This is a genomic window from Saccharibacillus sacchari (assembly GCF_037722395.1).
GTDB lineage: Bacteria > Bacillota > Bacilli > Paenibacillales > Paenibacillaceae > Saccharibacillus > Saccharibacillus sacchari_A.
Window position 1 is genome coordinate 122614 of sequence record NZ_JBBKAR010000056.1, and the last position, 22783, is coordinate 145396.

General features: G+C 52.4%; 23 protein-coding genes and 1 riboswitch. Of the genes, 18 read left to right on the forward strand and 5 right to left on the reverse strand.

The window, feature by feature from the left end; genetic code table 11:
- Positions 1–83: 83 nt before the first annotated feature.
- The 5 genes from WKI47_RS21745 to WKI47_RS21765 all read left to right on the forward strand — a co-directional run bounded on the left by WKI47_RS21745 (position 84) and on the right by WKI47_RS21765 (position 4841).
- Positions 84–2006 (forward strand): beta-glucoside-specific PTS transporter subunit IIABC, encoded by a 1923-nt coding sequence (locus tag WKI47_RS21745; protein ID WP_340229291.1) that lies wholly within the window; start codon positions 84–86, stop codon positions 2004–2006.
- 110 nt (positions 2007–2116) lie between these two features.
- Positions 2117–3580 carry a 6-phospho-beta-glucosidase gene (locus WKI47_RS21750; protein WP_340229292.1) on the forward strand — a complete coding sequence of 488 codons (1464 nt, stop codon included), beginning with the start codon at positions 2117–2119 and terminating at the stop codon, positions 3578–3580.
- A 167-nt stretch (positions 3581–3747) separates the two neighbouring features.
- A complete protein-coding gene (locus tag WKI47_RS21755; RefSeq protein ID WP_340229293.1) occupies positions 3748–4050 on the forward strand; it encodes an AAA family ATPase in 303 nt (100 codons plus the stop codon).
- Positions 4051–4231: 181 nt separating this feature from the next.
- Positions 4232–4447, forward strand: a complete 216-nt coding sequence (locus WKI47_RS21760; protein ID WP_340229294.1) for a hypothetical protein — start codon at positions 4232–4234, stop codon at positions 4445–4447.
- The gene (locus WKI47_RS21765; RefSeq protein WP_340229295.1) at positions 4437–4841 is read left to right on the forward strand and encodes an RloB family protein; all 405 of its coding nucleotides are present in this window, start codon (positions 4437–4439) and stop codon (positions 4839–4841) included. Before WKI47_RS21760 ends, WKI47_RS21765 begins: the two co-directional genes overlap by 11 nt.
- Positions 4842–5438: 597 nt before the next feature.
- Here the strand turns inward: WKI47_RS21765 and WKI47_RS21770 are convergent.
- The 5 genes from WKI47_RS21770 to queC form a co-directional block, all read right to left on the reverse strand.
- Positions 5439–5834: a rhodanese-like domain-containing protein gene (locus WKI47_RS21770; RefSeq protein ID WP_340229296.1), complete on the reverse strand. Its 396-nt coding sequence runs from the start codon at positions 5832–5834 to the stop codon at positions 5439–5441.
- Between the two features lie 256 nt (positions 5835–6090).
- Positions 6091–6588: a preQ(1) synthase gene (gene queF, locus WKI47_RS21775; RefSeq protein ID WP_037283726.1), complete on the reverse strand. Its 498-nt coding sequence runs from the start codon at positions 6586–6588 to the stop codon at positions 6091–6093.
- A gap of 26 nt (positions 6589–6614) precedes the next feature.
- Positions 6615–7367 (reverse strand): 7-carboxy-7-deazaguanine synthase QueE, encoded by a 753-nt coding sequence (gene queE / locus WKI47_RS21780; RefSeq protein ID WP_340229297.1) that lies wholly within the window; start codon positions 7365–7367, stop codon positions 6615–6617.
- The gene (queD, locus tag WKI47_RS21785; RefSeq protein WP_340229298.1) at positions 7364–7867 is read right to left on the reverse strand and encodes a 6-carboxytetrahydropterin synthase QueD; all 504 of its coding nucleotides are present in this window, start codon (positions 7865–7867) and stop codon (positions 7364–7366) included. Before queD ends, queE begins: the two co-directional genes overlap by 4 nt.
- Positions 7864–8526 carry a 7-cyano-7-deazaguanine synthase QueC gene (gene queC, locus WKI47_RS21790; protein ID WP_340229299.1) on the reverse strand — a complete coding sequence of 221 codons (663 nt, stop codon included), beginning with the start codon at positions 8524–8526 and terminating at the stop codon, positions 7864–7866. The genes queD and queC overlap by 4 nt, the downstream gene beginning before the upstream one ends.
- A gap of 161 nt (positions 8527–8687) precedes the next feature.
- Positions 8688–8731, reverse strand: a riboswitch (PreQ1 riboswitch).
- Positions 8732–9466: 735 nt separating this feature from the next.
- On the opposite strand from queC, the gene WKI47_RS21795 reads away from it, so the two are divergent.
- From WKI47_RS21795 to WKI47_RS21855, 13 genes are all read left to right on the forward strand, one after another.
- Positions 9467–10213, forward strand: a complete 747-nt coding sequence (locus tag WKI47_RS21795; protein WP_340229300.1) for a metal-dependent hydrolase — start codon at positions 9467–9469, stop codon at positions 10211–10213.
- An 81-nt stretch (positions 10214–10294) separates the two neighbouring features.
- Positions 10295–11566, forward strand: coding sequence for an MFS transporter (locus tag WKI47_RS21800; protein ID WP_340229301.1), 1272 nt, complete (start codon positions 10295–10297; stop codon positions 11564–11566).
- Between the two features lie 100 nt (positions 11567–11666).
- Positions 11667–12425 carry a VWA domain-containing protein gene (locus WKI47_RS21805; RefSeq protein ID WP_340229302.1) on the forward strand — a complete coding sequence of 253 codons (759 nt, stop codon included), beginning with the start codon at positions 11667–11669 and terminating at the stop codon, positions 12423–12425.
- Positions 12426–12512: 87 nt separating this feature from the next.
- Entirely contained in the window at positions 12513–12959 is a 447-nt protein-coding gene (locus WKI47_RS21810) for a tellurite resistance TerB family protein (RefSeq protein ID WP_340229303.1), read from the forward strand.
- Positions 12960–13474: 515 nt separating this feature from the next.
- Complete coding sequence (locus tag WKI47_RS21815; protein ID WP_340229304.1) at positions 13475–14074, forward strand: TerD family protein; 600 nt, start codon at positions 13475–13477, stop codon at positions 14072–14074.
- A gap of 66 nt (positions 14075–14140) precedes the next feature.
- Complete coding sequence (locus tag WKI47_RS21820) at positions 14141–14722, forward strand: TerD family protein (RefSeq protein WP_340229305.1); 582 nt, start codon at positions 14141–14143, stop codon at positions 14720–14722.
- Between the two features lie 141 nt (positions 14723–14863).
- The gene (locus tag WKI47_RS21825) at positions 14864–15445 is read left to right on the forward strand and encodes a TerD family protein (RefSeq protein WP_340229306.1); all 582 of its coding nucleotides are present in this window, start codon (positions 14864–14866) and stop codon (positions 15443–15445) included.
- A gap of 40 nt (positions 15446–15485) precedes the next feature.
- Positions 15486–16970 carry a TerD family protein gene (locus WKI47_RS21830; RefSeq protein ID WP_340229307.1) on the forward strand — a complete coding sequence of 495 codons (1485 nt, stop codon included), beginning with the start codon at positions 15486–15488 and terminating at the stop codon, positions 16968–16970.
- A gap of 121 nt (positions 16971–17091) precedes the next feature.
- A complete protein-coding gene (locus WKI47_RS21835; protein WP_340229702.1) occupies positions 17092–17913 on the forward strand; it encodes a TerC family protein in 822 nt (273 codons plus the stop codon).
- Positions 17914–18155: 242 nt separating this feature from the next.
- A complete protein-coding gene (locus WKI47_RS21840) occupies positions 18156–19340 on the forward strand; it encodes an HpcH/HpaI aldolase/citrate lyase family protein (RefSeq protein ID WP_340229308.1) in 1185 nt (394 codons plus the stop codon).
- Positions 19303–20796, forward strand: coding sequence for a phosphoribosyltransferase family protein (locus WKI47_RS21845; RefSeq protein WP_340229309.1), 1494 nt, complete (start codon positions 19303–19305; stop codon positions 20794–20796). Before WKI47_RS21840 ends, WKI47_RS21845 begins: the two co-directional genes overlap by 38 nt.
- Before the next feature lies 1 nt (position 20797).
- Entirely contained in the window at positions 20798–21940 is a 1143-nt protein-coding gene (locus tag WKI47_RS21850; protein ID WP_340229310.1) for a cysteine protease StiP family protein, read from the forward strand.
- Entirely contained in the window at positions 21937–22743 is an 807-nt protein-coding gene (locus tag WKI47_RS21855; protein ID WP_340229311.1) for an HAD family hydrolase, read from the forward strand. Before WKI47_RS21850 ends, WKI47_RS21855 begins: the two co-directional genes overlap by 4 nt.
- Positions 22744–22783: the final 40 nt, after the last annotated feature.

Sequence of the window (22783 nt, forward strand, 5' to 3'; positions counted from 1 at the left end):
CAACGCGGGAGACGTCTATTCGTTCGGGTATTTTTTGTGCCTGCGACTTGCGCATCACAATTCATAGTATGGGGGAACGAAGAATGAACCATCAGGAAACGGCCAAAAAGATCATCGAATCCGTCGGCGGACTCGATAACGTTAATTCGGTCTACCATTGCATCACCCGTCTGCGCTTCAGTCTCAAAGACAACGGCAAAGCCAATGCGGCCGAGTTGAAAAAGCTGGACAAAGTCATGGGAACCAATATCGCGGGCGATCAATACCAGGTCATTATCGGCAACGATGTGTCCAAAGTCTACGACGCGATGACCCGGGAATTCCCTGCGCTCAAAGGAGATGCCGCGCCCGCCGCGCAAACGTCCGGTCAAAAGAAAACGAAAAATCCGATCTCGCGTCTGTTCGATTTTATCGCAGGCGTATTCGCCCCGATCCTTCCGGCCATTGCCGGCGCAGGTTTGCTCAAAGGCTTCGTGGCGCTGTTCGTCGCATGGAACTGGATGTCCGTCGATACCGACGTTTACCGTATCATTTCCGCGATCGGCGACGGCGTATTCTACTTCCTGCCGATCCTGATCGCGGTCAGCGCATCGCGCAAATTCGGCGCCAATCCGTACATCGGGATAGCCGTCGTCGCCGCACTGCTTTACCCGGATATGGGCGCGTTGTTATCGTCCGGGAATCCGGTCTCCTTCCTCGGTCTTCCGGTTACGGCGGTTACGTATTCGTCGACCGTCATTCCGATTTTGCTGGCGATATGGCTCATGGCTTACGTGGAAAAATGGGTCGATAAAATCATGCCGTCTTCGGTCAAGCTGCTGTTCGTTCCGCTGATTACGTTAATCGTCGTGGTCCCGATCACGCTGATCGCGATCGGACCTCTGGGTACGTTGATCGGTAACGGCCTGTCCGGCGGTATCAACTGGCTGCTGGCGAGCGGCGGCGTGATCGGCGGAGCAATCCTGGGCGGGGCTATGGCCCTGATCGTCATGACGGGAATGCACTATGCGATCGTTCCGGTCATTCTGAGCAATCTGGCAACAGTAGGCTTCGACAAATTCCTGCCATTGACGTACATCTCCAATATGGGTCAAGCAGGTGCAACCTTCGGCGTATTTTTCCGTGCCAAAGATAAAAAGCTTAAATCCGTCGCTCTTTCGACCAGCTTCACCGCTCTGATGGGCGTTACGGAACCTGCCATGTACGGCGTCAACATGACTTACAAAAAGCCGTTTATCGCGGGCATGATCGGCAGTGCCGCCGGCGGCGCGTTCGGTATGGGCTTTGGCGTCAATGCTTATGTGTTGGCGGGTAACGGCGGTCTGCCGGGACTTCCCGCGATGATCGGACCGACTTTCGGTTATGCAATCGCGAGTATGGCGATCGCTTTCGTGGTAGCAACCGTGGTTTCGCTGATCCTCGGGATCAAAGAAGACGTTCCGGTTCCGGATGCGACAAACTTCGGCGCTAAAAAAGCTGAACCTGCACAAACCACGACTTCTTCGCCAACGGACGAGTTAACAGTCGTTGAAGAACCTGCTAAAATCCCGGCAACCAACGAAATCATCCTGTCGCCGATGAACGGTCGTTCCATTCCATTGACCGAAGTAGCGGACCCGACCTTCGGTGATGAGCTGATGGGCAAAGGCATCGCGTTCGTTCCGTCGGAAGGGATATTGACTTCGCCGGTTAACGGCACGGTGATGAACATTTTCAAAACCAAGCACGCGATCGTGATCCACAGCGACTCCGGCGCGGAGCTGCTGATCCATGTCGGCATCAACACCGTCAAGCTGCGCGGCCAATATTTCGAAGCGTTAGTGGAATCGGGTACGAAAGTCAAAGCCGGCGATCCGATCTTGAACTTCGAACTGGAGAAAATCGCGGCGGAATACGATACGACGACCGCGATGGTCGTGACGAACACGCCGGATTACGCGGTCATTGAAGCACTGGAACTCGGCGATGTCGCCGTGACCAAGCCTGTGCTGAAAGTCGAAGTGTAAAAAGAACAAAGTAAATGATGAAGCTGTCGCAGGAGCGGCGGCTTCACTCTGAAACTTCAAGCTTCACCTGCATCACTCCCGAATTTCAAATTCAAAAGGAGCGCGATCCCATGACAAAACCAACAAACTTCCCTGCCGATTTCCTTTGGGGCGGCGCAATCGCGGCCAGCCAAGCGGAGGGAGGCTTCGACCAGGGCGGAAGAGGCATGTCCACTTCGGATATGGTTCCTTACTTCAATAAGCAGAACTACACCGACCTGAGCTCCCAAATGAGCCGTTCCAGCGATTCGATCGCCGAGGCGATCGCTCACACAAGCGCAAAAGGCTACCCAAAGCGTTACGGCATCGACTTTTACAGCCGCTACCAAGAAGATATCGCGATGTTCGCCGAACTCGGCTTCAAAACCTTCCGGATGTCGATCTCGTGGAGCCGGATCTTCCCGAACGGCACCGAAACCGAGCCGAACGAAGAAGGTCTGCGTTACTACGATTCGGTCTTCGACGAGCTGAACAAGCATGGCATCGAGCCTTTGGTGACGATGTCGCACTACGATATGCCGATCCATCTGTCGCTGGGATACGGAGGTTGGAAAAACCGTAAAGTGATCGACCTGTTCGTTCGCTACGCCGAAACGCTGCTGACGCGCTACAAAGGCAAAGTGAAATACTGGCTGACGTTCAACGAGATCAATACCACGATCATCGAGCCTTACACAGGCGGCGGACTGATCATGGACCGCGAAAGCAACCCGCGCGAAGCTTCGTATCAAGCGGTGCACCATCAGTTTATCGCGAGCGCGCTCGCAACCAAAGCCGCACGCGCAATCGACCCAAACGTTCAGGTCGGCTGCATGTTGGCCCGCATGATCCACTATCCGGCAACCAGCAGCCCGGACGATGTCTTGGCGGCGCAGTTTGAGAACCAACTGAACCTCCTGCACACGGACGTTCAGGTACGCGGCGCTTACCCGCCGATCGCCAAGCGTTATTTTGCGGAAAATAACATTAACCTTGTTATGGAACGCGGCGACGAAGAAATCCTGCGCCAGCATACCGTCGACTTCATCTCGTTCAGCTACTACACGTCCCTGGTCGCGGCAGCCGATCCAAGCCAATACGGCGTAACCGGCGGCAACCTGTACAGCACGATCAAAAACCCGAACCTGCCCGTCACCCAATGGGGCTGGCACCTCGACCCGGTCGGTCTGCGCACCACGCTGAAAGACATGTACGACCGTTATGAAGTGCCGCTGTTCATCGTCGAAAACGGCCTCGGCGCCAAAGACACCCTGGAAGCCGACGGCTCCATCAACGACGACTACCGCATCGACTACATGCGCCAACACATCGCTCAGATCGGCGAAGCCATCCTCGACGGCGTCGACGTCATGGGCTACACCGTCTGGGGCGTCATCGACATTGTCAGCGCCTCCACCTCCGAAATGTCCAAACGCTACGGCGTCATCTACGTCGATCAAGACGACGAAGGCAACGGCACGCTGAACCGTTCGAAAAAGAAAAGCTTCGATTGGTACAAAAACGTGATCGCGACGAACGGTGCGGAGTTGGATTGAGAAATTTTCGTTCATGAGTATTTTCTTTTAAATAAGGCAAGCAAAAATAAGCTTTCTTTCGGCAATTTTCGAAGGAAGGCTTATTTTTTTAGGAGAAAAATGAGAAAAAATCTCAAAAAAATGATCGTCGTCGCAACGGGTGTCATGATTCGATTGAGGTGAGAGCCATGCTATTACAGTTCGCGTTTGAAAATTATAAATCGTTCAAAAACGAAACTACGCTGGATAGGACCGCTTTTTCGATCAAAGAACATGAATCGGATGTGGCGATAGACGCTTTTGGCGAAAGAGTGCTGAAAGTAGCGGCAATATTCGGAGCGAATGCGAGCGGGAAAAGTAATGTTTTCAAGGCGTTTGAGTTTATGGTGCGTTATGTGAAAGAGTCTTTTGGGCAAAACGATGCTTTTCTTTTACGCTCGACCATAGCCGTATTCATGAAGAGTATTTGTACAAAAGAGATCCCGATATAAAAAAAGAAAAATATTTGGTTCTTCTTTATCGCAAAGATAAAGGCATACAAGAACTTGCCGAAGAACTTGAACCGGCCAAAGCACTTTTGCGGTTGCTGGACGATAAGGTGCTTTCTTTATCCATGATCGCCAACTTTAAAATTCCGATCGTTCATACGGTTTTTAACATGACGTGTTTACGTTGGACAAATACAATTTCCGCCGGGACGAGATCTGGTTTGTAGACAAAGACGAACGAGGCGTATCCGAACTGTATTCGCTTGCCGAATATAAGCAGGAGAACGGCATGAAAACCCGCAACGACGCAAGCTATGGGAAAGACTACGTCTTAGGCAAATACAACGCTATTCCGAATCTGAAAAGATTAACGGAGGAGAGCGTAGAAGATGGCGAATAGAATACAGACGGGAAAAAAGCCGCGTAAAGAAAATAAACGTAACGCCAATCCGTCCGGCCATCTGATCGTATCGGAAGGCGTCAATACGGAAGTGAATTACTTCAACGGCTTCAAAGAAGACATCAATCGAAAATTCGAAGGCACTATAGCATCCTACACGATCGACATCCACGGCGCAGATAAGGAATCCATTCGTGCCGAAAATTTCGATAACGCAATCAAAATGGCGGAAGCGAGAGGCATTCGAGTCGCTTGGTCAAATGAGTGTATCGAATTATGGTTCCTGCTGCATTTTTCATACCTTCATACTCCGATTTCGAGAGAAGCTTACTACACAAAACTAAGTGCCGAACTAAAGAAAAGAGGCGGTCCTGCCAACTCATCGAAATTCTGAACCGCCCAGACGAAACCGAGTCATAAACAAAACTCACCAAAAAGGCTCCGGCAATCACGCCGGAGCCTTAATCTTTTAAATCCTTATCCCTTATTTCCAATCAGAAGCGTACCGATATGATTTCCCTTGATGTTTTCTCGCTTTTCGCGTCTCGGCGCCTCAGGCAGACGTGCAGAAAGCCAAGCCCAAAAAGCTCGAATCGAGACGCTATACGATCGGATTTTTAAGAATAAGTGCGAATATGCACTTAATTTCTTCGAATTCCCGCATTTGGAGAGAATAGATGCGGATATGCACTTAATTCCTCCGTATCCTGATCTTTTACACATATTTTCTTCAAATAGTTGCATATACGCACTTATTTGAAGAATCGGGAGCAAATCGAACGAAATAAGTGCATATACGCACTTATTTCAACACGCCAACCAGAAGCGTACCGAGCGGAGGGGGAAATTCAGTGAAAGACGCCTTTGAACTCGGAAAACTTCAACTAAAAACTTTAATCGAATTTTCCGGGTGAGACAGCGTCTTGTGAAGCATTTCGAAGAAATGCACTTCGGAAGCCTATGCTGGCAATTTCCCCCGCAGCGCCCCCTCTTACGCTTCCTCCACCTCAAACCCAGCCTGTTTCCAAGCCGCAGTCCCGCCGTCGATAAACGCCACATCCGTAAAGCCCATCAGCTTCAGCGCATACGCGCCCAGAGCGGCCTGTCCGCCAGCCCCGCAAGTCACCAAAATCGGACGATTCCGGTCGCTCAGGCGCTCGTCGCGCAGTTCGGCAGGAACGCCCAGATCGGCGCGGATCGGCAGCATGCCGAGCGAAATATTCGCGCTGCTCGGAATCAGTCCGCAGGCACCGGCGTCTTTCGCGTCTTGCACGTCGATGATGAACGTATCGGGATTCGCGTTGATTTTCTCGCGCGCTTCCTGGGAAGAAACGGCGGGTACATTGTTTCTCGCTTGCGTGACCATATCCGTAAATGTCAAAGCCATAATCATTCATCCTCCTCGAAATAGGTTTCAATGCGGCTGGCGTTTCGGAAAACGCGTAACCGTTCCGTTACTCTTTTACCCAAAGTCAGCTTCTTCCAAAGCAGTTCGGATCAAATTTTGCCAAATCTTATTTTACACAAAAAACGCCTCGCGCACCAGAAAGAATTCCGATGTGCAAGGCGGCCGTTTATTTCATTGTTATTTTTGTTGTTATTTTCGCTGTACCGGCAGAAGCGGGAGCGCCCGGATTTCCGGTTTAGCGGTTGTCCACTTTTTCCGGGTACAGATCGTGGTTCGTCAATCGGTTAAACGCCATTTCTTCATACTTCGTACCGGGCTTGCCGTAGTTCGTGTAGGGGTCGATAGAAATCCCGCCTCGCGGCGTGAATTTGCCCCAGACTTCGATATAACGCGGGTCCATCAGCTCGATCAGGTCGTTCATGATGATATTCATGCAATCCTCGTGGAAATCCCCGTGGTTGCGGAAGCTGAACAGGTACAATTTGAGCGATTTGCTTTCCACCATTTTCACGTCCGGGATGTAGCTGATATAGATCGTGGCAAAGTCCGGCTGACCGGTGATCGGGCACAGGCTGGTGAATTCCGGACAGTTGAATTTCACGAAGTAATCGCGGTACGCGTGTTTGTTGTCGAACGATTCCAGAATGCCTGGATCGTATTCAAACGTATATTTCGTGCCCTGGTTGCCCAGCAGCGTCAAATCTTCCAGTCCGTCTTGTCGAGAGTGGCTCATCTGTCATTTCTCCTTTATATAAAAAATTATACGCCGCGCTTATTGCCCCAGACCAGCGTATGCAGCTGTGGGAGCGCACGGGCGTCTTTCAAATCGGAAAGCTCGGACAGGCGTCCAATCAGCCATTCATAACGGTTCAGCAGAGAAGCGACGTGATCGTCCGACTCATGCGCCACCTGCGGATTCCCGGTCTGTAAAATGAAAGGAACATCCGGGTAACGTCTGTGAACCCCCCGTGCATAGGTCAAATCGTCTTCGTCGAAGATCACGATCTTGATACAGACCTCGCGACGCCCCGGCGCAGCTTGCAGACGGGAAACGATCGTGTCCAACGCCTCGAAGTCGGTTTCCATACCGGAGCTTGGCGGCTTGGGGGATAGCGTAACTTCATCGATCCGGACTAACCAATCTTGCCAGCGCGACCCCTGTGTTTCGACAGCGATACGGATACCTTTTTCGTGCAGCCGCTGCGTAAGCAAAGCGATTTGCGGAAGCAGAAGAGGGTTGCCGCCGGAGATGGTCACATGGTCGAAAGAGTCTCCGCCGATCTCCAACAACTCGGTCACGATCTCGTCGGCGGACAACATGCGGATCTCGTCTTTGGCGCTGCCGTCCCAAGTGAACTTGGAGTCGCACCACGAGCAGCGGTAATCGCAGCCTGCCGTGCGCACGAACATCGTTTTGCGCCCGATCGCCATGCCTTCGCCCTGAATGGTCGGACCGAACACTTCGAGCACCGGAATCGGACGTGCGGACGGATGGTTGGAGGATTCGCTCATTCTTCCATCCACTCCCGTCTGGCTTCCGCGTACGACGTGGGCGTTTCGAACAGTCGGACAAATTCGGTGCGGGCGCCGAGTGCTGCATAAGCATCGGAAGTCAGCGCCTGCTCCATCTGTTCATAAATCCAGACCACCATATTTTCCGCCGTCGTATTCATAAGGGGGAGCGTCTCGTTCAGATAACGGTGGTCCAGATAAGTCTCGATCCGTTCTTTCCAAATTTGTTTGATCTCGCCGAAGTCCACAGCGATACCGTTAGGCGAAGGAACTCCCGAGATGCCGAAAACGACTTCATAGGTGTGCCCGTGCAGGTTTTTGCATTTGCCCTCGTAGTCATGCAGATGGTGGGCCGCATCGAATGTGAACGACTTGCTCACCAGCACGCGTTTGCGATGGTAGCGAAGCTGCTCGCCCGTGATATCCTGTCCGAAGACTTGAAGCTGCTGCACGATATGAAAAGGTCCCGGTTGGCGCTTTTCTTGGTTATGTTCGCTCATACGCTTGCTTTCCGTTCGCTTAAATATTTTTCCAGACCGGCGCGTCGCAGTTGGCAGGCCGGGCATTGTCCGCAGCCATCGCCGATCACGCCGTTATAGCAGGTCAGCGTACGCTCGCGCACGAAGTCGAAAGCGCCCAACTCGTCGGCCAATCCCCACGTTTCCGCTTTGTCGAGCCACATGAGCGGGGTGTGGATCACGAACGGATAGTCCATGGCGAGGTTCAACGTTATGTCAAGCGATTTGATAAACGTGTCCCGGCAATCGGGATAACCGCTGAAATCCGTTTCGCAGACGCCGGTGACGATATGGCGCGCGCCGGACGTTTTGGCAAGAATGGCGGCAAAGCTCAGGAACAGCAGATTGCGGCCTTCCACGAACGTGCTTGGCAATTCGCCTTCTTCCTGCGTAATTTCGATATCGTCGCGGGTCAGCGCATTGGGAGCCAGTTGATTGAGCAGACTCATATCGAGCACCGTGTGCTTGACGTCCAATTCTTTGGCGATTGCCTGTGCGCATTGTATCTCAAGCTTATGACGTTGTCCGTAATCGAACGTGACCGCCTGAACTTCAGCGAACGTTTGTTTAGCCCAAAACAGGCAGGTCGTGCTGTCTTGGCCGCCGCTGAACACGACGACCGCTTTTTCATTTTTGAGCATGCAAAAAACCTCTTTCTTCTTCATGATGAAATGGGAAGGAAAGAGGTCCAGGAACTTGCCGTAAAAAACAGCTACCGACTTCAGGGATTTAGGACATACTTGTCCCTTGGGTCGCAGGATCGCGCTTTGAACACGCCGAAAAAGCCTCGGTATCGGCGGGGCAGCGATTAGTTTTTTATAGAGGGAGTTCTCGAACCTCTCCCGCGCTTGGAAAAGCACGGAGTCTCTTCGTGTATATGATTGTGCGCTATGGAGAAACATGATTCCGCAGCGTGCTATATTATAGCATAAATCTGCGGGGCATGATACGGAGAAGAGTCTATCCCGTAGCGATTTTTTACCTAGGGCGTGTACGCAAACTCAGGCGACGTGCATCTTGAGCTGCCTTTCCGCCCTCCTCTACGTCACTTTTCCTTGATGAGAACGAAAATTCAGCTCAATCTGCGCCCTTCGGAGTTTGCGTACACGCCCTAGGGCGTGTCTTCAAACCTGCCAATGTGCATCTTTTGCCGCCTTTTCGTCCTCTGCTTCGTCACGTTCCCTTGACGTGCCCCGGCACGCCTTCGGAAAAGTTCCTGAATGAGAACGAATATTCAGCTCAATCTGCGCCCTTCGGAGTTTGCGTACACGCCCTAGACGAATCTGTGAAAAATCCCCGAATATTCGTTCGCAAAAATGCGGTGTTCGTATTGAGATGCGAACACCGCTGTGATATGATTGGAGCAGCGCAACATACATAAACTTTGCCAAAAGGTTAAAAATAAAAAAATCGTTCCAAGGAGCGTGTTTCCGTTGTAAGAGTAGAACGATTGTAGGAATTTTCGGAGAATGACAAATTCCCCGTGAGCATCCCAACCGTCTATAGCCTCATGAATGTTTCCATATGGGGAAGCCTGATTGGAGCTAGGGCCGGCGACAAGAGGAAAGGACAACCAAGATTATGATGGGAAAAGCTCACTTCATCATAGGGACCGGCGTTTCACTCTCCCTATTGGCATTAACCGGAGCACCCGTAACCGTGGGAGCGGTGGCTATCGCAGGCATTAGCTCGCTGCTGCCGGATATCGACCACCCCAACTCGATCCTGGTGACCCGCGCTTTACCGGATCGGCTGCTGCGTATTTTACAGTCGGCTATGCTGCTGATTGCCGCAGCGTTATTGTTTTATGCGCCGATCGAACAGCCCTGGAACAGCGTATTGGCCGCGATTGCGGTCGTCGCCATGTTTCTGCCCGAGCAGGCATTGCGCAAAGGAGCTTTCGTCCTGATCGGGTTGGCCGTCATCGTGCTGGGAGAGAATTACGCTCCTTGGAACCGCATGGGCGGCATTTTGCTGATCGTTTTTTCTTTGGCTCCGCACCGGGGCATTACGCATACATTGTACGCGACAGCGGCCTGGACGCTGCTCTTATACGGGCTAACCGCTTCGCACGGTCCATCGATCTGGCTCGCTGGAGGTATGGGCTATGCGCTGCATCTGATTTGCGATTCGCTTAGCAAAAACGGTATCCGTCCGTTGCCCCCATTGAAGTGGAAACTTCGTTTCGGTCTGATGACAACAGGCAAAAAGTCCGGGAAACGGATTGAGCGAATCGGAATCTGGATCACGATCATTCTATTTGCCGCCGTGTTTGGCATTCGTTTGATCGAGTACGGCGCACGTCTGTATCTCCAATGGACAGCTTGAATGGGCAAAAAAAGGCTTTGGCGTTAACCTTAAGCTCTTTGACATGTTCATATTCGAGTTTTGACAGGAGAGAATCTATTCATGAAAAGACAGTCTTTCTATTGGCTCTGGTCATCGCAGACGATGTCCAATGCGGCCGATATTTTATACGTGACGGCGTTGACCGTGCTCGTTCTCCAAGGCACCGAATCGGTGGTTTCCACCATTCTGGTGCCCTTTTTCCGTGTTTTTTCGCAGATTATCAGCGGGTTTTTGGCACCGCTCATGCTGCGCAAATTTCGTTTGCCGCGCTTGATGCTGCTATCCCAGGGGGGCCAGTTGCTCTTTTTCGCCGCGTTGGCCTGGTATCTGCATTTCGCTGAAGGTCTGCCTTCGTTGTTCGTGGTCTTTACACTGGTATTCCTGATGTCTTTTCTCGATGGATGGACCACACCGGTTCGCAACGCCTTGGTTCCGCGCCTCGTTGAAAAGGATTGGTTGATGCGGGCCAACGGACTGATCTCGGTCAGCGACCAGACGGTTCAATTTGCGGGCTGGGGCATTAGCGGGGTGCTTGTCGCTTTCCTCGGGGCCCCTCAGGTGATCAATATCGCTTTTGGGCTTTATATGATCGCTTTCGCGTTCACGGCTTTGATTCGGGAGCCTTCACGGCTTCAAGCAATCGGAGGCCAGCTACCGGCGGCGACTGAAGAGCATCCGGAGACGGACGTCCATACGGGAACGCGCCGCGAAGTCCTGCTCGAAGGATGGAAATTGATCGGACGGAGCCGCAAACTGCGTGCGCTGACGCTGATCGACTCGATCGATATGCTGGGCGGATCGGTCTGGATCGGCGCTTTTACCTTGTTGTTCGTTCAACAGGCTTTGGGACAGGGCGAAGAATGGTGGGGATTCATCAATGCTTCTTATTTTGCCGGTGCGGTGCTGGGCGGAATACTGGTTGTCGCGCTAGTGAAAAGGTTGCAACAGCGGTTGTTCGACTCCATGTTGGCCGGAATTTTCGGTTATGCGGCGATCACGCTGGTTTATGCGCAAACGACTTCGCCCGCCATTGCGTTGCTTCTGGTTCTGGTCATGGGGCCTTTTGCGGAATTGTCCATGATCTCGCGCCGTACGTTGATCCAACAAAGCGCAAGCGAAAACGATCTGCCGAAAGTGCTGTCCGCGCAAGCGACCGTGCTGAACCTGATCTTTTGCGCATCGATTTTGGGTACGGCCAAATTGGCGGAGACGATCGGAATCGTCAACTTGTACGTTTACGCGGGTGGCATGTCGTTGTTGGCTTTTGCGATCGGCATTGCGGTACGCCGTCATTTTTCGGTTCGGGAAAAAGCAGAAGCAAACGTCCAATAAATTCCTTTTAGAAAAGCCCCTGCAATGTTAGAGTGAGAAGCAAAGGCGTCTGCCTGGATCGTGCGTTCACGCTCCAAGCAGGCCGAAAGGGGATGTACGCATGAGTATCGATTTGCGCAAAAAGGCAGAAGAAAATCTGATCAGTCTCTCCAAAACCGCCACGATTTCGCTGGATAAAAAAGGACTGGGCAATCAACGGGCCAAGGTCGCATTAGCGCTTGATATTTCGGGTTCGATGACGGGCTTGTTCTCGAATGGCATCGTTCAAGCCGTCTGCGAGCGAACATTGGGGCTTGGTATGAACTTTGACGACAACGGCGCCGCTGATGTGTTCTTATTCGGCGTTAAAGACTATGAGGTCGGCGAAATTCAGAAGGATAACTTCTACGAATTCGTCAGTCGGCAGATCCGTCCCAACTATCCGCTTGAAAACGGAACGAATTACGCGGGCGTCATGCAGCGGATCGCCGACTTCTATTTTCCCGGCGCGACCAGCGTGAAAAAAGGACTGTTCGGGCTTGGCAAAGGCAAAGTCGCGGTAAATCGGACAAAGGTCGAAGACGAACCGGTCTACGTGATTTTCGTGACCGACGGCAACTGCTTCGACAGTGATCGCGCGGCGGAAATCGTACGCCAAACGTCGCAGCTCGGGATTTTTTGGCAGTTTGTCGGCGTGGGCCGCGAGAACTTCCAATTCCTGAAACAGTTGGACGATCTGGACGGGCGCCTGATCGATAACGCGAACTTTTTCCAGGTCAACGATCTCAAAAAAATCTCCGACGAAGAGCTGTATGACCGACTGCTTGGCGAGTTCCCGGATTGGCTAAAGGCAGCGAAGGAGAAATCGCTGATTAAATGAGTTATACTGAGGTTACAACAGAAGCAAGCGGCATCTTAGAACAAACGCGAAGTTCCATCCATTTTATATAAAACGGAGGCGCATACAATGAGTTCGTTCCAAAGTTGGCTGAACAAAACGAAGACAGGTTTGCAAAGTCAGGTAAGTCGTTTTAAGAACAAGGACTTCCTGGACGCGATTGTTGCGGGTTGTGCGATTGTAGCGGTAGCCGATGGCACGATTGATTCAACCGAGCAGCAAAAAATGGCAGGTTATATCGGACGAAGCGAGCAGTTGAAATCGTTCAATATAAGCGAAGCTATCGACCGTTTCAAACATCACGCCGGAAATATGGAATTCGATGTAATGGTCGGCAAGCAGGAAGCGCTGCGCACCATTGCGAAGTTCAAATCCAAGCCTGAAGAAGCGCGTTTGATCGTCGGCGTATGCTGCGCAATCGGCGCTGCGGACGGCGATTTCGACGATCTCGAAAAAGCGGCCGTGCGCGATATCTGTAACGTATTGAATCTGCAACCCGGCGAATTCGGTCTGTAAGACCGTCAACGTTTCGAGAAAGCCTAACGTAACTGGAAGCGAGAAGACGGAGAAAGAAATTCAGGTCAAGACGCCTTTGAACTTGGAAAACTTCAACTAAAAATTTCAGTCGACTTTTCCAAGCGAGACAGCGAATTGAACGAATTTCTCTCGGAGTCTTCTTGCTTCCCAAGCCTACGTAACTTTCTCGACAGCCTGTCGGTCTGTAAGACTGTATTTTAGAATTGAGATGGAGGAAGAACCTCCGGCGTGTCCGTTTTGCGGTCTGAGCCGGAGGTTTTTTTGCAAACAAAAGCGTAATTTCGAAACCTGCCGAATCTTGCGGCGTATACGTATGCCATGCGACCAGGCAAGGACAGTCGAACCCGGTTCGTCCACACGAAGCAAAGTTGTTTTGTACCCTGGGAAGCAGGTATAATTCAAGGTATCTTGAATTGAGCCCAGTTGTAACCAGGTGATGCAATTCAAGCAGGCTTCTATCACACCATTCCACATTGGGAGGGCAATAGACAGCAATGACAATTTCTTTGGTAAAAGGTCAGAAAGTCGATCTGACGAAAGGGAATGCCGGCTTGTCGAAGATTACGGTCGGATTGGGCTGGGACCCAGCCGAGTCGGAAAGTCGTGGTCTGTTCGGCATGAAGAAGAAAGCGGCGAACATCGACTGCGACGCGTCGGTGCTGCTGCTCAGCGAACAGGGCAAGTTGACGAACGGCAAACACGTCGTCTGCTTCCATAACCTGCAGAGTCCGAACGGTTCCGTCGTACACGGCGGAGACAATCTGACCGGAGCAGGAGATGGGGACGACGAGCAGATTCATATCGATCTGTCCGCCGTGCCGGCTGACGTTCACCGTTTGCTGGCTGTCGTGAACATCTATGATTGCGAAGCGCGCAAACAGCATTTCGGCATGATTCGTTCAGCGTTTATCCGGGTATTCGAATCGGGCAACGGCCGCGAATTGATCCGCTTCAACTTGACGGACGACTACTCGGGCATGACGGCGCTGCTTGTTGGCGAGATTTATCGCCACGGCGGCGAGTGGAAGTTCAGCGCAATCGGCGAAGGGGCTCAAGCTCCGCATATCGATCTGCTGGCGCGCCGTTACAGCTAAGATTTCTTTTCAAGTAAGATCTGTTTTCAAGCTTCACCCAAAACCAAACGAAAGAAGGAATTTCACATGGCAATCAGCTTATCCAAAGGTCAAAAAGTCGATCTGACGAAAACAAACCCGGGTCTGAAAAAAGTTCTGATCGGTCTGGGTTGGGACACGAACAAATACGACGGCGGCGCGGACTTCGACCTTGACGCTTCTGCATTCCTGCTTGGCGGCAATGGCAAAGTAACAGCGGATACGGATTTCATTTTCTATAACAACCCGAAAAACGGTAACGGTTCGGTTGTACATACGGGTGACAACCGTACCGGCGAAGGCGAAGGCGACGACGAGCAATTGACCGTTGAACTGGCTAGCGTACCTGCCGAAGTCGAAAAAGTATCCTTCTGCATCACGATTCACGACGGCGCGGGCCGTTCGCAAAACTTCGGTCAAGTCTCGAACGCTTTCGTGCGTATCGTGAACGAAGAAACGAACGAAGAACTGATTCGTTACGATCTGGGCGAAGACTTCTCGGTCGAAACGGCTATCGTTGTCGCCGAATTGTACCGTCACAGCGGCGAATGGAAATTCAGCGCTGTAGGCAGCGGTTACCAAAACGGTCTGGAAGGTCTCGTACGCGACTTCGGACTGGCTGTCAATTAATTTCAAAAAAGTCCGCTATTTGAGAAAATCCAAACAGGGCTTCAAGAGTCAAATCCGAAGGCCGTCTTCCACATAGACGGCCTTCGGTCGTCATTATGAATTCGATTTAACTTTTTAACAACGGAAACGGAGGAAATTCTCATGACAATTAGCTTATCCAAAGGACAACGTATCGACCTGACCAAAACAAATCCGGGCCTGCAAAAGGTCGTCATCGGCCTTGGCTGGGATACGAACAAATACAGCAGCGGCGCGGATTACGACTTGGATGCTTCGGTATTCCTGCTGCATGAAGACGGTCGCGCAAAAGGCATTGAAGACTTTGTTTTCTATAACAACCCGAAAACGCCGAACGGTGCAGTCGAGCATACCGGCGATAACCGCACGGGCGAAGGCGAAGGCGATGATGAGCAAATTATCGTAGACTTCTCTCTGGTTCCTCAAAATATCACGCGTCTGGGCATTACGGTTACGATTCACGATGCCGAAGCTCGCGCACAGAACTTCGGACAAGTCTCCAACGCGTTTGTTCGCGTAGTCGATTCCGGCGATAATCGCGAAGTGCTGCGTTATGACCTGGGTGAAGAATTCTCTGTCGAGACTGCGGTTGTCATCTGCGAACTGTACCGTCAAGGCAACGATTGGAAATTCCAAGCGATCGGTTCCGGATTCGCGGGCGGTTTGGCCGCTCTGTGCAAAAACTACGGACTTGACGCCCAATAATCGGATCGTATCCTAACGAGAGCGAAAGGCGGAATTCCCAGTGACGACCACGATTATCAGGGGGCAAAAAGCCGACCTGACCAAAACAAATCCCGGTCTTGACCGGGTCGTCGTCGGAATGGGCTGGCAGGGATCGCCGGGAGTCGATATCGACTTCTCGGCGTTTCTGCTTGGTCCGGGTTCCAAAGCGACGGCTGACGAAGATTTGATCTTCTACGGTAACCCTGCCGGGGCAAAAGGTGCTGTGCAGCTTCAGACCGAAAACCGAAGCGTTTATGCGGGCGTTACAGACAATGAGCAGGTTTCAGTCTCGTTAAGCGGCGTACCGGCTACTTATGAGCGAATCGCCTTTTCGTTGACCTTGTACGAAGGGGAAAAGCGGCGTCAGAATTTCGCCGGTGTGAATGGTGTATATTTGCGTATTGTCGACGCGCGTGGCGGTTCGGAATTGGTTCGTTTCACCTTGGATAAGACATCCGGCGTTGAAACGGCCATCGTTGTCGGTGAATTGTATCGCTACAACGGCGAATGGAAGTTCAGCGCTGTCGGCAGCGGCTACACAGGAGGACTTGAAGCGTTATGTGGCAGCTTTGGCATCGATGTGCAATCGGAACCGGAGCCTGCGCCGACTCCTGCTCCTCCGGCGCCGACTCCAACTCCTGCACCGACCCCGTCGGCGCAGCCGTTCAATCCGGTACCTTCTCAGCCACCACAGCCTCAAAGCGGCAATCCATCACCGCTGAATCTGGGGCGTCCTTCGCAACAAGGTGGAGGAAGTCCGCCTGCATCTTCAAACGGTACGCAAAACGACTCTTCACCCCGTGTGATTCCGCCGCCTCCAGGCAGTCATTTGGCTCCCGGAACTCAAAGCGGAACTCCGACTCCCGTCCCGGCACCCACTCCGGCTTCGCAACCTGCGTCGCCGAGTCTCCAGAAGATCGAGTTGACCAAGCGTGGAGACAAGATCAGCTTGGAGAAGAAAGCCGGCACGAATACGATCGGGGAGATTCTGATCAACCTGAACTGGAATCAGCGCCAGGGTACGGGGTTTTTCGGCAAAACATCCGGAGTCGATCTCGATCTGGGTTGTTTGTTCGAGCTGAAGGATGGCTATAAAGGCACGGTTCAGGCACTCGGACGTGCTTTTGGATCTCTGAACGACGAGCCTTACGTGATGCTTGACGGTGACGACCGTACAGGAACCAAAAGCGGCGGCGAAAACATGCGTATCAACGGTGCGCATTTACGCGATATCAAGCGAATCGTGGTCTATGCCTTCATCTATGATGGGGCGGCGAACTGGGCGCAGGCCGATGGCGTCGTCACGATCAAGGGCGGCGGACCGGATATCGTGGTTCGAATGGACGAACATGGAAGCCGTAAAGGCATGTGTGCCGTAGCGATGATCACCAACGTTGGCGACCAGACCTTCAGTATCGAACGTCTCGTTGAATATTTCTCGGGTCACCGCGAGCTGGATCAGGCTTACGGCTGGGGACTTCGCTGGACAACCGGCAGCAAATAACATTATGTACAATCAAGACAAGTACGACGGTTCGATCCGTCCTGTACCGGTCTCTGCCCGCATCGCAATGCCCGCAGTCTCCATAGCAGGCCGCCTCTGAACCGCCTTGAAGGAGAGAGACATCATGGCGGACTTTTTTCAGAGTTTCTTCGGCAATTTTGCCAACTATTTTCAATGGGAGCATGTCGGTGCGCTTTTAAGCCAGCCCGCAACCTGGGGAGTGATCGGCACGCTGGTCATTCTCGAAGGATTGCTGTCTGCCGACAATGCGCTGGTGCTGGCCGTCATGGTTCGGCATTTGCCGCCTAATCAGCGTAAGAAAGCTTTATTTTACGGAATTATCGGCGCGTATATCTTCCGCTTCGTCGCGATCGGCGTCGGAACGTTCCTGGTCAAAATCACCTGGGTCAAGATTGTTGGCGGTGTATATCTCCTGTGGATTGCGATGAGCAATTTGTTTGGTCTTGAATTACACTGGGGTCGCATCGGAGGAATCCCTTTAATTCCGAAGATCGGACGCAAGAACGAATCGGACGAGGAGTCGGCAGCCGAAGAGAAGAATTATGGCTTCTGGCGCACGGTTCTTGCCGTCGAGCTGATGGATATTGCTTTTAGTATCGATAGCGTTCTGGCCGCTTTCGGTGTCAGCCAGGAAGTATGGGTGCTGTTGCTCGGCGGGATGATTGGCGTGCTTATGATGCGCGGCGTCGCTCAATTGTTTCTCAAGCTGCTTGAGAAGTTTCCGGAATTGGAACGCGCGGCATTTATTTTGATTACGATTATCGGGCTGAAAATGATTGTGGCCGCCGTATTCGATTACGAGCTGCCTCAAGCGGTCTTTTTCCCGATGCTGATTGCTGTCTTCGTCGGTACGATTTTGCTCAGTCTGGTTCGTCAGCGGCGGCAAAATCGGGAGGATAACGAAGGCCGGCCAGCGAATTAAAAGATCAATGAACAACGAGCATGATGAATCGCCGCCGCTGTGCGTCAGAGATTTAGCGCGCGGCGGTTTCATGGTGAATATCCGGGTTTATTAATTGTATTCCTCCGCACACGGAGAAAGGCTTCCTGTTTTAGGAAAAAGTCCTCATTGAATCGAAACCGGGACTTTTATCCAAGCAGAAAGATTTTCTCCGTTCGGCGGAGTTTTTTCAAATATGCCGCTTGTGGGAGGGGAACTCATTTATGCATTATTTTGATTATTTGTCGGTGGAAGAAACCGAAACGTTGTTCCATTTGGCTCCCGCACCGTTCTGCAACCGTTCGGAGAAAGAATTGCTTTCTCATGCGATCGGAGCGGCCCTGTACATGCCGGCCACGCGGCCGACGATCGCACAGGATCTAAGCACAGGCAAGCACAAAGGGTTAACCTCCGTCGTGATCGATCTGGAGGATGCCGTAGGGGATCTGAAGGTGGAGGAAGCCGAAGCTTCTCTTGTCTCGCAGATTCATAGTCTGGACGCATGGGCGAAAGAAGGCACGATCGATTCAGAATCGCTTCCGCTGATCTTTATCCGGATTCGTACATCCGAGCAAGCGGAACGGATTTTGGAGCAGCTCGGCTGCGCAGTGGTTCGTTTGACCGGACTTGTTTTTCCGAAGTTTGAGGCCCGCACAGGTGAACGCTATCTGAAAATCCTTCGCGATTACAATCAATCCAGGCCATCCGAAAGCCCTTTATTGTACGGCATGCCGATTCTTGAAAGCGCCGAAGTGATTTACGCGGAGACGCGCCGGCAGACATTGCTTGGAATCAAAGCATTGCTCGACCGGTACCGAGAATACATACTGAACGTCAGAATCGGAGCCACCGACTTTTCCAGCTTATTCGGTCTTCGTCGCAAGCCGGATATGACGATCTACGATATTGGCGTTATTCGGGATTGCGTATCGGATATCGTTAATTTGTTCGGCAGAGCAGACAGCGGCTATGTGATCTCGGGCCCAGTCTGGGAATATTTCAAAAGCGACCGCGTGCTGAAGCCGCAACTGAGAGAGACTCCTTTCCAGGAAACGGCCGGTCCGGAAGGACTTCGCCTACGCATGCAGTATATCAATAAGTACGTAGATGGTCTGATTCACGAAGTGGAATTGGATAAGGAGAATGGCATCATAGGCAAAACGATTATTCATCCTACCCATATCTGTCCCGTGCAAGCCATGTATACGGTCACTCACGAAGAGTACATGGACGCTTCACATATTCTGTCCAGCAGCGGTGGCGAGATCGGCGTCGTCAAAAGCGGCTATGCTAATAAAATGAACGAGATCAAGCCTCATCTGAATTGGGCGCGGCGGATCATGATTCGTTCGGAAATTTATGGGGTGCTGAATGAAAACCAAAACTTCACTGCATTACTCGTTCGCTAACAATGATTCGGAGACCCATCTATCAACAAGCGGAAAGCCTGCCGTTCGGGAAACAAGCTCTGAGCAGGCTGAATATGTATACGAAATGCCGGAAGGATTGACGGTGCGTGTTCGATTGAAGGCCAACCCTTTCAACATTCATCCCGACGACCTGTTTCAAATGGCGGCCCGGATTAATAAAAAGCGCAGCTTTTTGTTTGTTAGTCGAATCCTCGGCAAGCATATTCCCGTTGATCCGCACAAGTCGTTATTGGGAGGCGCGGCGCTTGCGTTGCTGTGGCAGCGTCGAAGAGCAGAAGCGTCGCATGACGATGCAGATGTCGCGGCGAGAGAAGCGGGAGCGTACAGTCTCGAAGAAGTCTGCGAAGCGATCCATAACGATGGCGCTGCGGCGAGCCAGCTATACGCCAGACTGCAAGCAGACAAGCTGCATGTCGAGGTGCCTGCTCTTTTCATTGCTTTTGCGGAAACGGCCACGGCGCTTGGACATGCGATGTATGACTGTTTTTCCGGGGATACGAGATTCCTGCATACGACGCGCGAGGAACTGGTGGGACAAGAACCCGTATTGAGCTTTGAAGAAGAGCATTCGCATGCGACGGCACACCGCTGTTATGCGAGAGAGACATCCTTTTTTGCAGGAGAAGATACGGTTGTGCTTGTGGATGACGAAGTGACGACCGGGAATACGGCGCTCAACATCATTCGCGATTTGCAGAGCAAGCATCCGCGCCGCCATTACGTGGTAGCGAGTCTGCTGGACTGGCGAGGCGCGGAAGATCGTAAACGTTTTGCCGAATTGGAAAAGGAGCTGAGCGTTTCGATCGATACCCTCGCGTTGATCGAAGGCGAGATCGAGGTTGAAGGCGGCCCGGTCGACCGACTGCCACAGCCTGCGCCGGATCGACGTAGCCACGGTGGCATGAAGCTGCTCCAGCATGATCTTTCGGACTTTTTCACGCATCTGGAGGTCAGTTCTTCCGATTCTTCGGGCACGGTCTCGGATTCTCCTTATCTGGAATGGACAGGACGGTTCGGGATGTACGAAGCGGATAACGCGGCGTTGAGCGAACAGGTGGCGAAAGCTTCGGCGTATCTGGCGGATCAGCGTGTCGGAACACGTACGTTGTGCATGGGAACAGGGGAGTTTATGTACGTGCCTATGCGAATCGCGGCGGGCATGGGGGACGGGATTTGGTATCAATCCAGCACCCGCAGTCCGATTCACGTGCTGGATCGGGATGGGTATGCGGTACGCAGCGGCTTCCCGCACCTTTCGCCGGATGACCCGGGTGTTGCAAACTTTTTCTATAATGTACCGGCAGGCCAATATGACGAAATTTTTGTTTTTCTGGAGCGGGCACCGATCGGAGATCGCGTAAATCCGCTGCTGGATGCTTTGGAACATAGCGGAGTGCTGGTTGTGCATCTCGTCGTTACGGGAGGAGAACAATAATATGCTGAATCACTTATCAAACAAGCAACTACCTTTGCCTGAACGGCTGGGAAGCTATAGCCCTGACGATGTTGTCTTTTTGCTGAAGGATCTGAGCGAGGTGAAGCTGGAGCGCGGGACCGAAGATCGCGAAGAAGCGATTCAAGGGGGAACGCATTATTCGGAGATGCTGCCTGTGGAGTACAAACCGACCGCGGACTATCTGAAGCTGTTCCATGAGACGTTGGAGGCGACGGCGCGCAAAGTCGCTCGCGATGCGGGCATCGTCTCGGAACGACTGGCTTCCCGGCACGGTACGGACTTCGTACTGGCTTCATTGGCTCGCGCGGGGACGCCGATCGGGATTCTGATGAAACGTTATTTTAAAGCTGTCTACGGTGCGGATCTTCCTCATTACAGCATCTCGATCATTCGCGGCAAAGGGATCGACGAGAACGCGATGCTGTATATGCTGCGCGAGCATCCGGGGCGTCGTATTCAGTTCGTGGACGGTTGGACGGGCAAAGGCGCGATTCGCAATGTGTTGGCCGAAGCGAAAGCAACGATGCAAAGCAAATACGGCATCGAACTCGATGACGATCTGGCTGTTCTGGCCGATCCGGGCCGCTGCTCCGAAACGTTCGGTACACGCGAAGACTTCCTGATTCCGAGCGCTTGTCTGAACTCGACGGTGTCCGGGTTGATGAGCCGTACCGTGCTGCGCGACGATTTGATCGGACCGGACGATTTTCACGGGGCGAAATATTACAAAGAATGGCTGGAAGACGATGTCTCCAATCTGTTCGTAGACGTGGTATGTAGCTATTTCGACGAGATTCGTGAAGAAGCCAAGGCGGAAGCGGCGCGTCTGGAGAATCTGCCGGAAGCCAATGTATCGAGCTGGCAGGGCATGAAGGATATCGCGCGCATTCAGCAGGATTACGGAATCGCGGACGTCAACCTGGTCAAACCGGGCGTGGGCGAGACGACTCGCGTACTGCTGCGACGCGTGCCGTGGAAGATTCTGGTTGACCGTCTCGATAATCCGAATCTCCGTCATATTTTGCTGTTGGCTGAAGACCGCGGCGTGCCGGTCGAAGTGTATCCGGAATTGACCTACTCCTGCTGCGGGATTATCAAGCCATTGAACGGAGGACCCTCATGATTTTTGCAAGTGACCTCGACCGCACGCTGATTTATTCGAAAAAAGCGATGGGCGAAGCTTTTGGCTCGACGGAAGTCATTCCGGTTGAGCTATACCAGGGCGAGCATATTTCGTTCATGTCGCCGGAAACGGCAAGATTGTTGGCCGAGTTGTCCAAGACTGCGCTGTTCGTGCCTGTGACGACGAGAACGATCGAGCAGTATGAGCGTATTTTCTACATAAGGGAGACGTTTAAGCCCAAGTACGCCGTGACAAGCAACGGAGGCAATGTACTGATCGACGGCGTGCCCGATCCCGATTGGCAGCGCCACGTGGCGGAGGCGTTAACTCGCAGCGAGAACGCGGAAAAGGTGATTGAAGCCTTCGATCGGATTTCTTCGCCGGAATGGGTCAAGTCGTACCGTCATTCGGACAGCCTGTTCTATTCCATCATTTTGGAGCGGGACAGTATGCCTCTGGACGTCGTTGAAGATTTTCGAAAAGAACTGGCGGGCATGCGCTGGAATCTGTCTGTACAAGGCCGCAAAATGTATCTGGTTCCGGACGGCGTGAGCAAAGGGGACGGACTGCTGCATGTGAAAGCTCTGGCAGGCGCTTCCCGCATTGCCGCTTCCGGCGATTCGCTGCTGGACGAAAGTCTGCTCAAAGCTGCGGATTACGCGATCGTGCCAAAGCATGGAGAGATTTATGCGGCGTATATGGAGGCAGGCGTGTACACGTTCACGGATCGTGACGGAATGGGCGCCGCCGAGGATTTGATCGCGAAGATTGCTGACTGGTTTGCTTTGCCTGCACAGAAATAGGCTGTAGAGTCCCCGAAAATGCGCCGAAGCGAAACCAGGC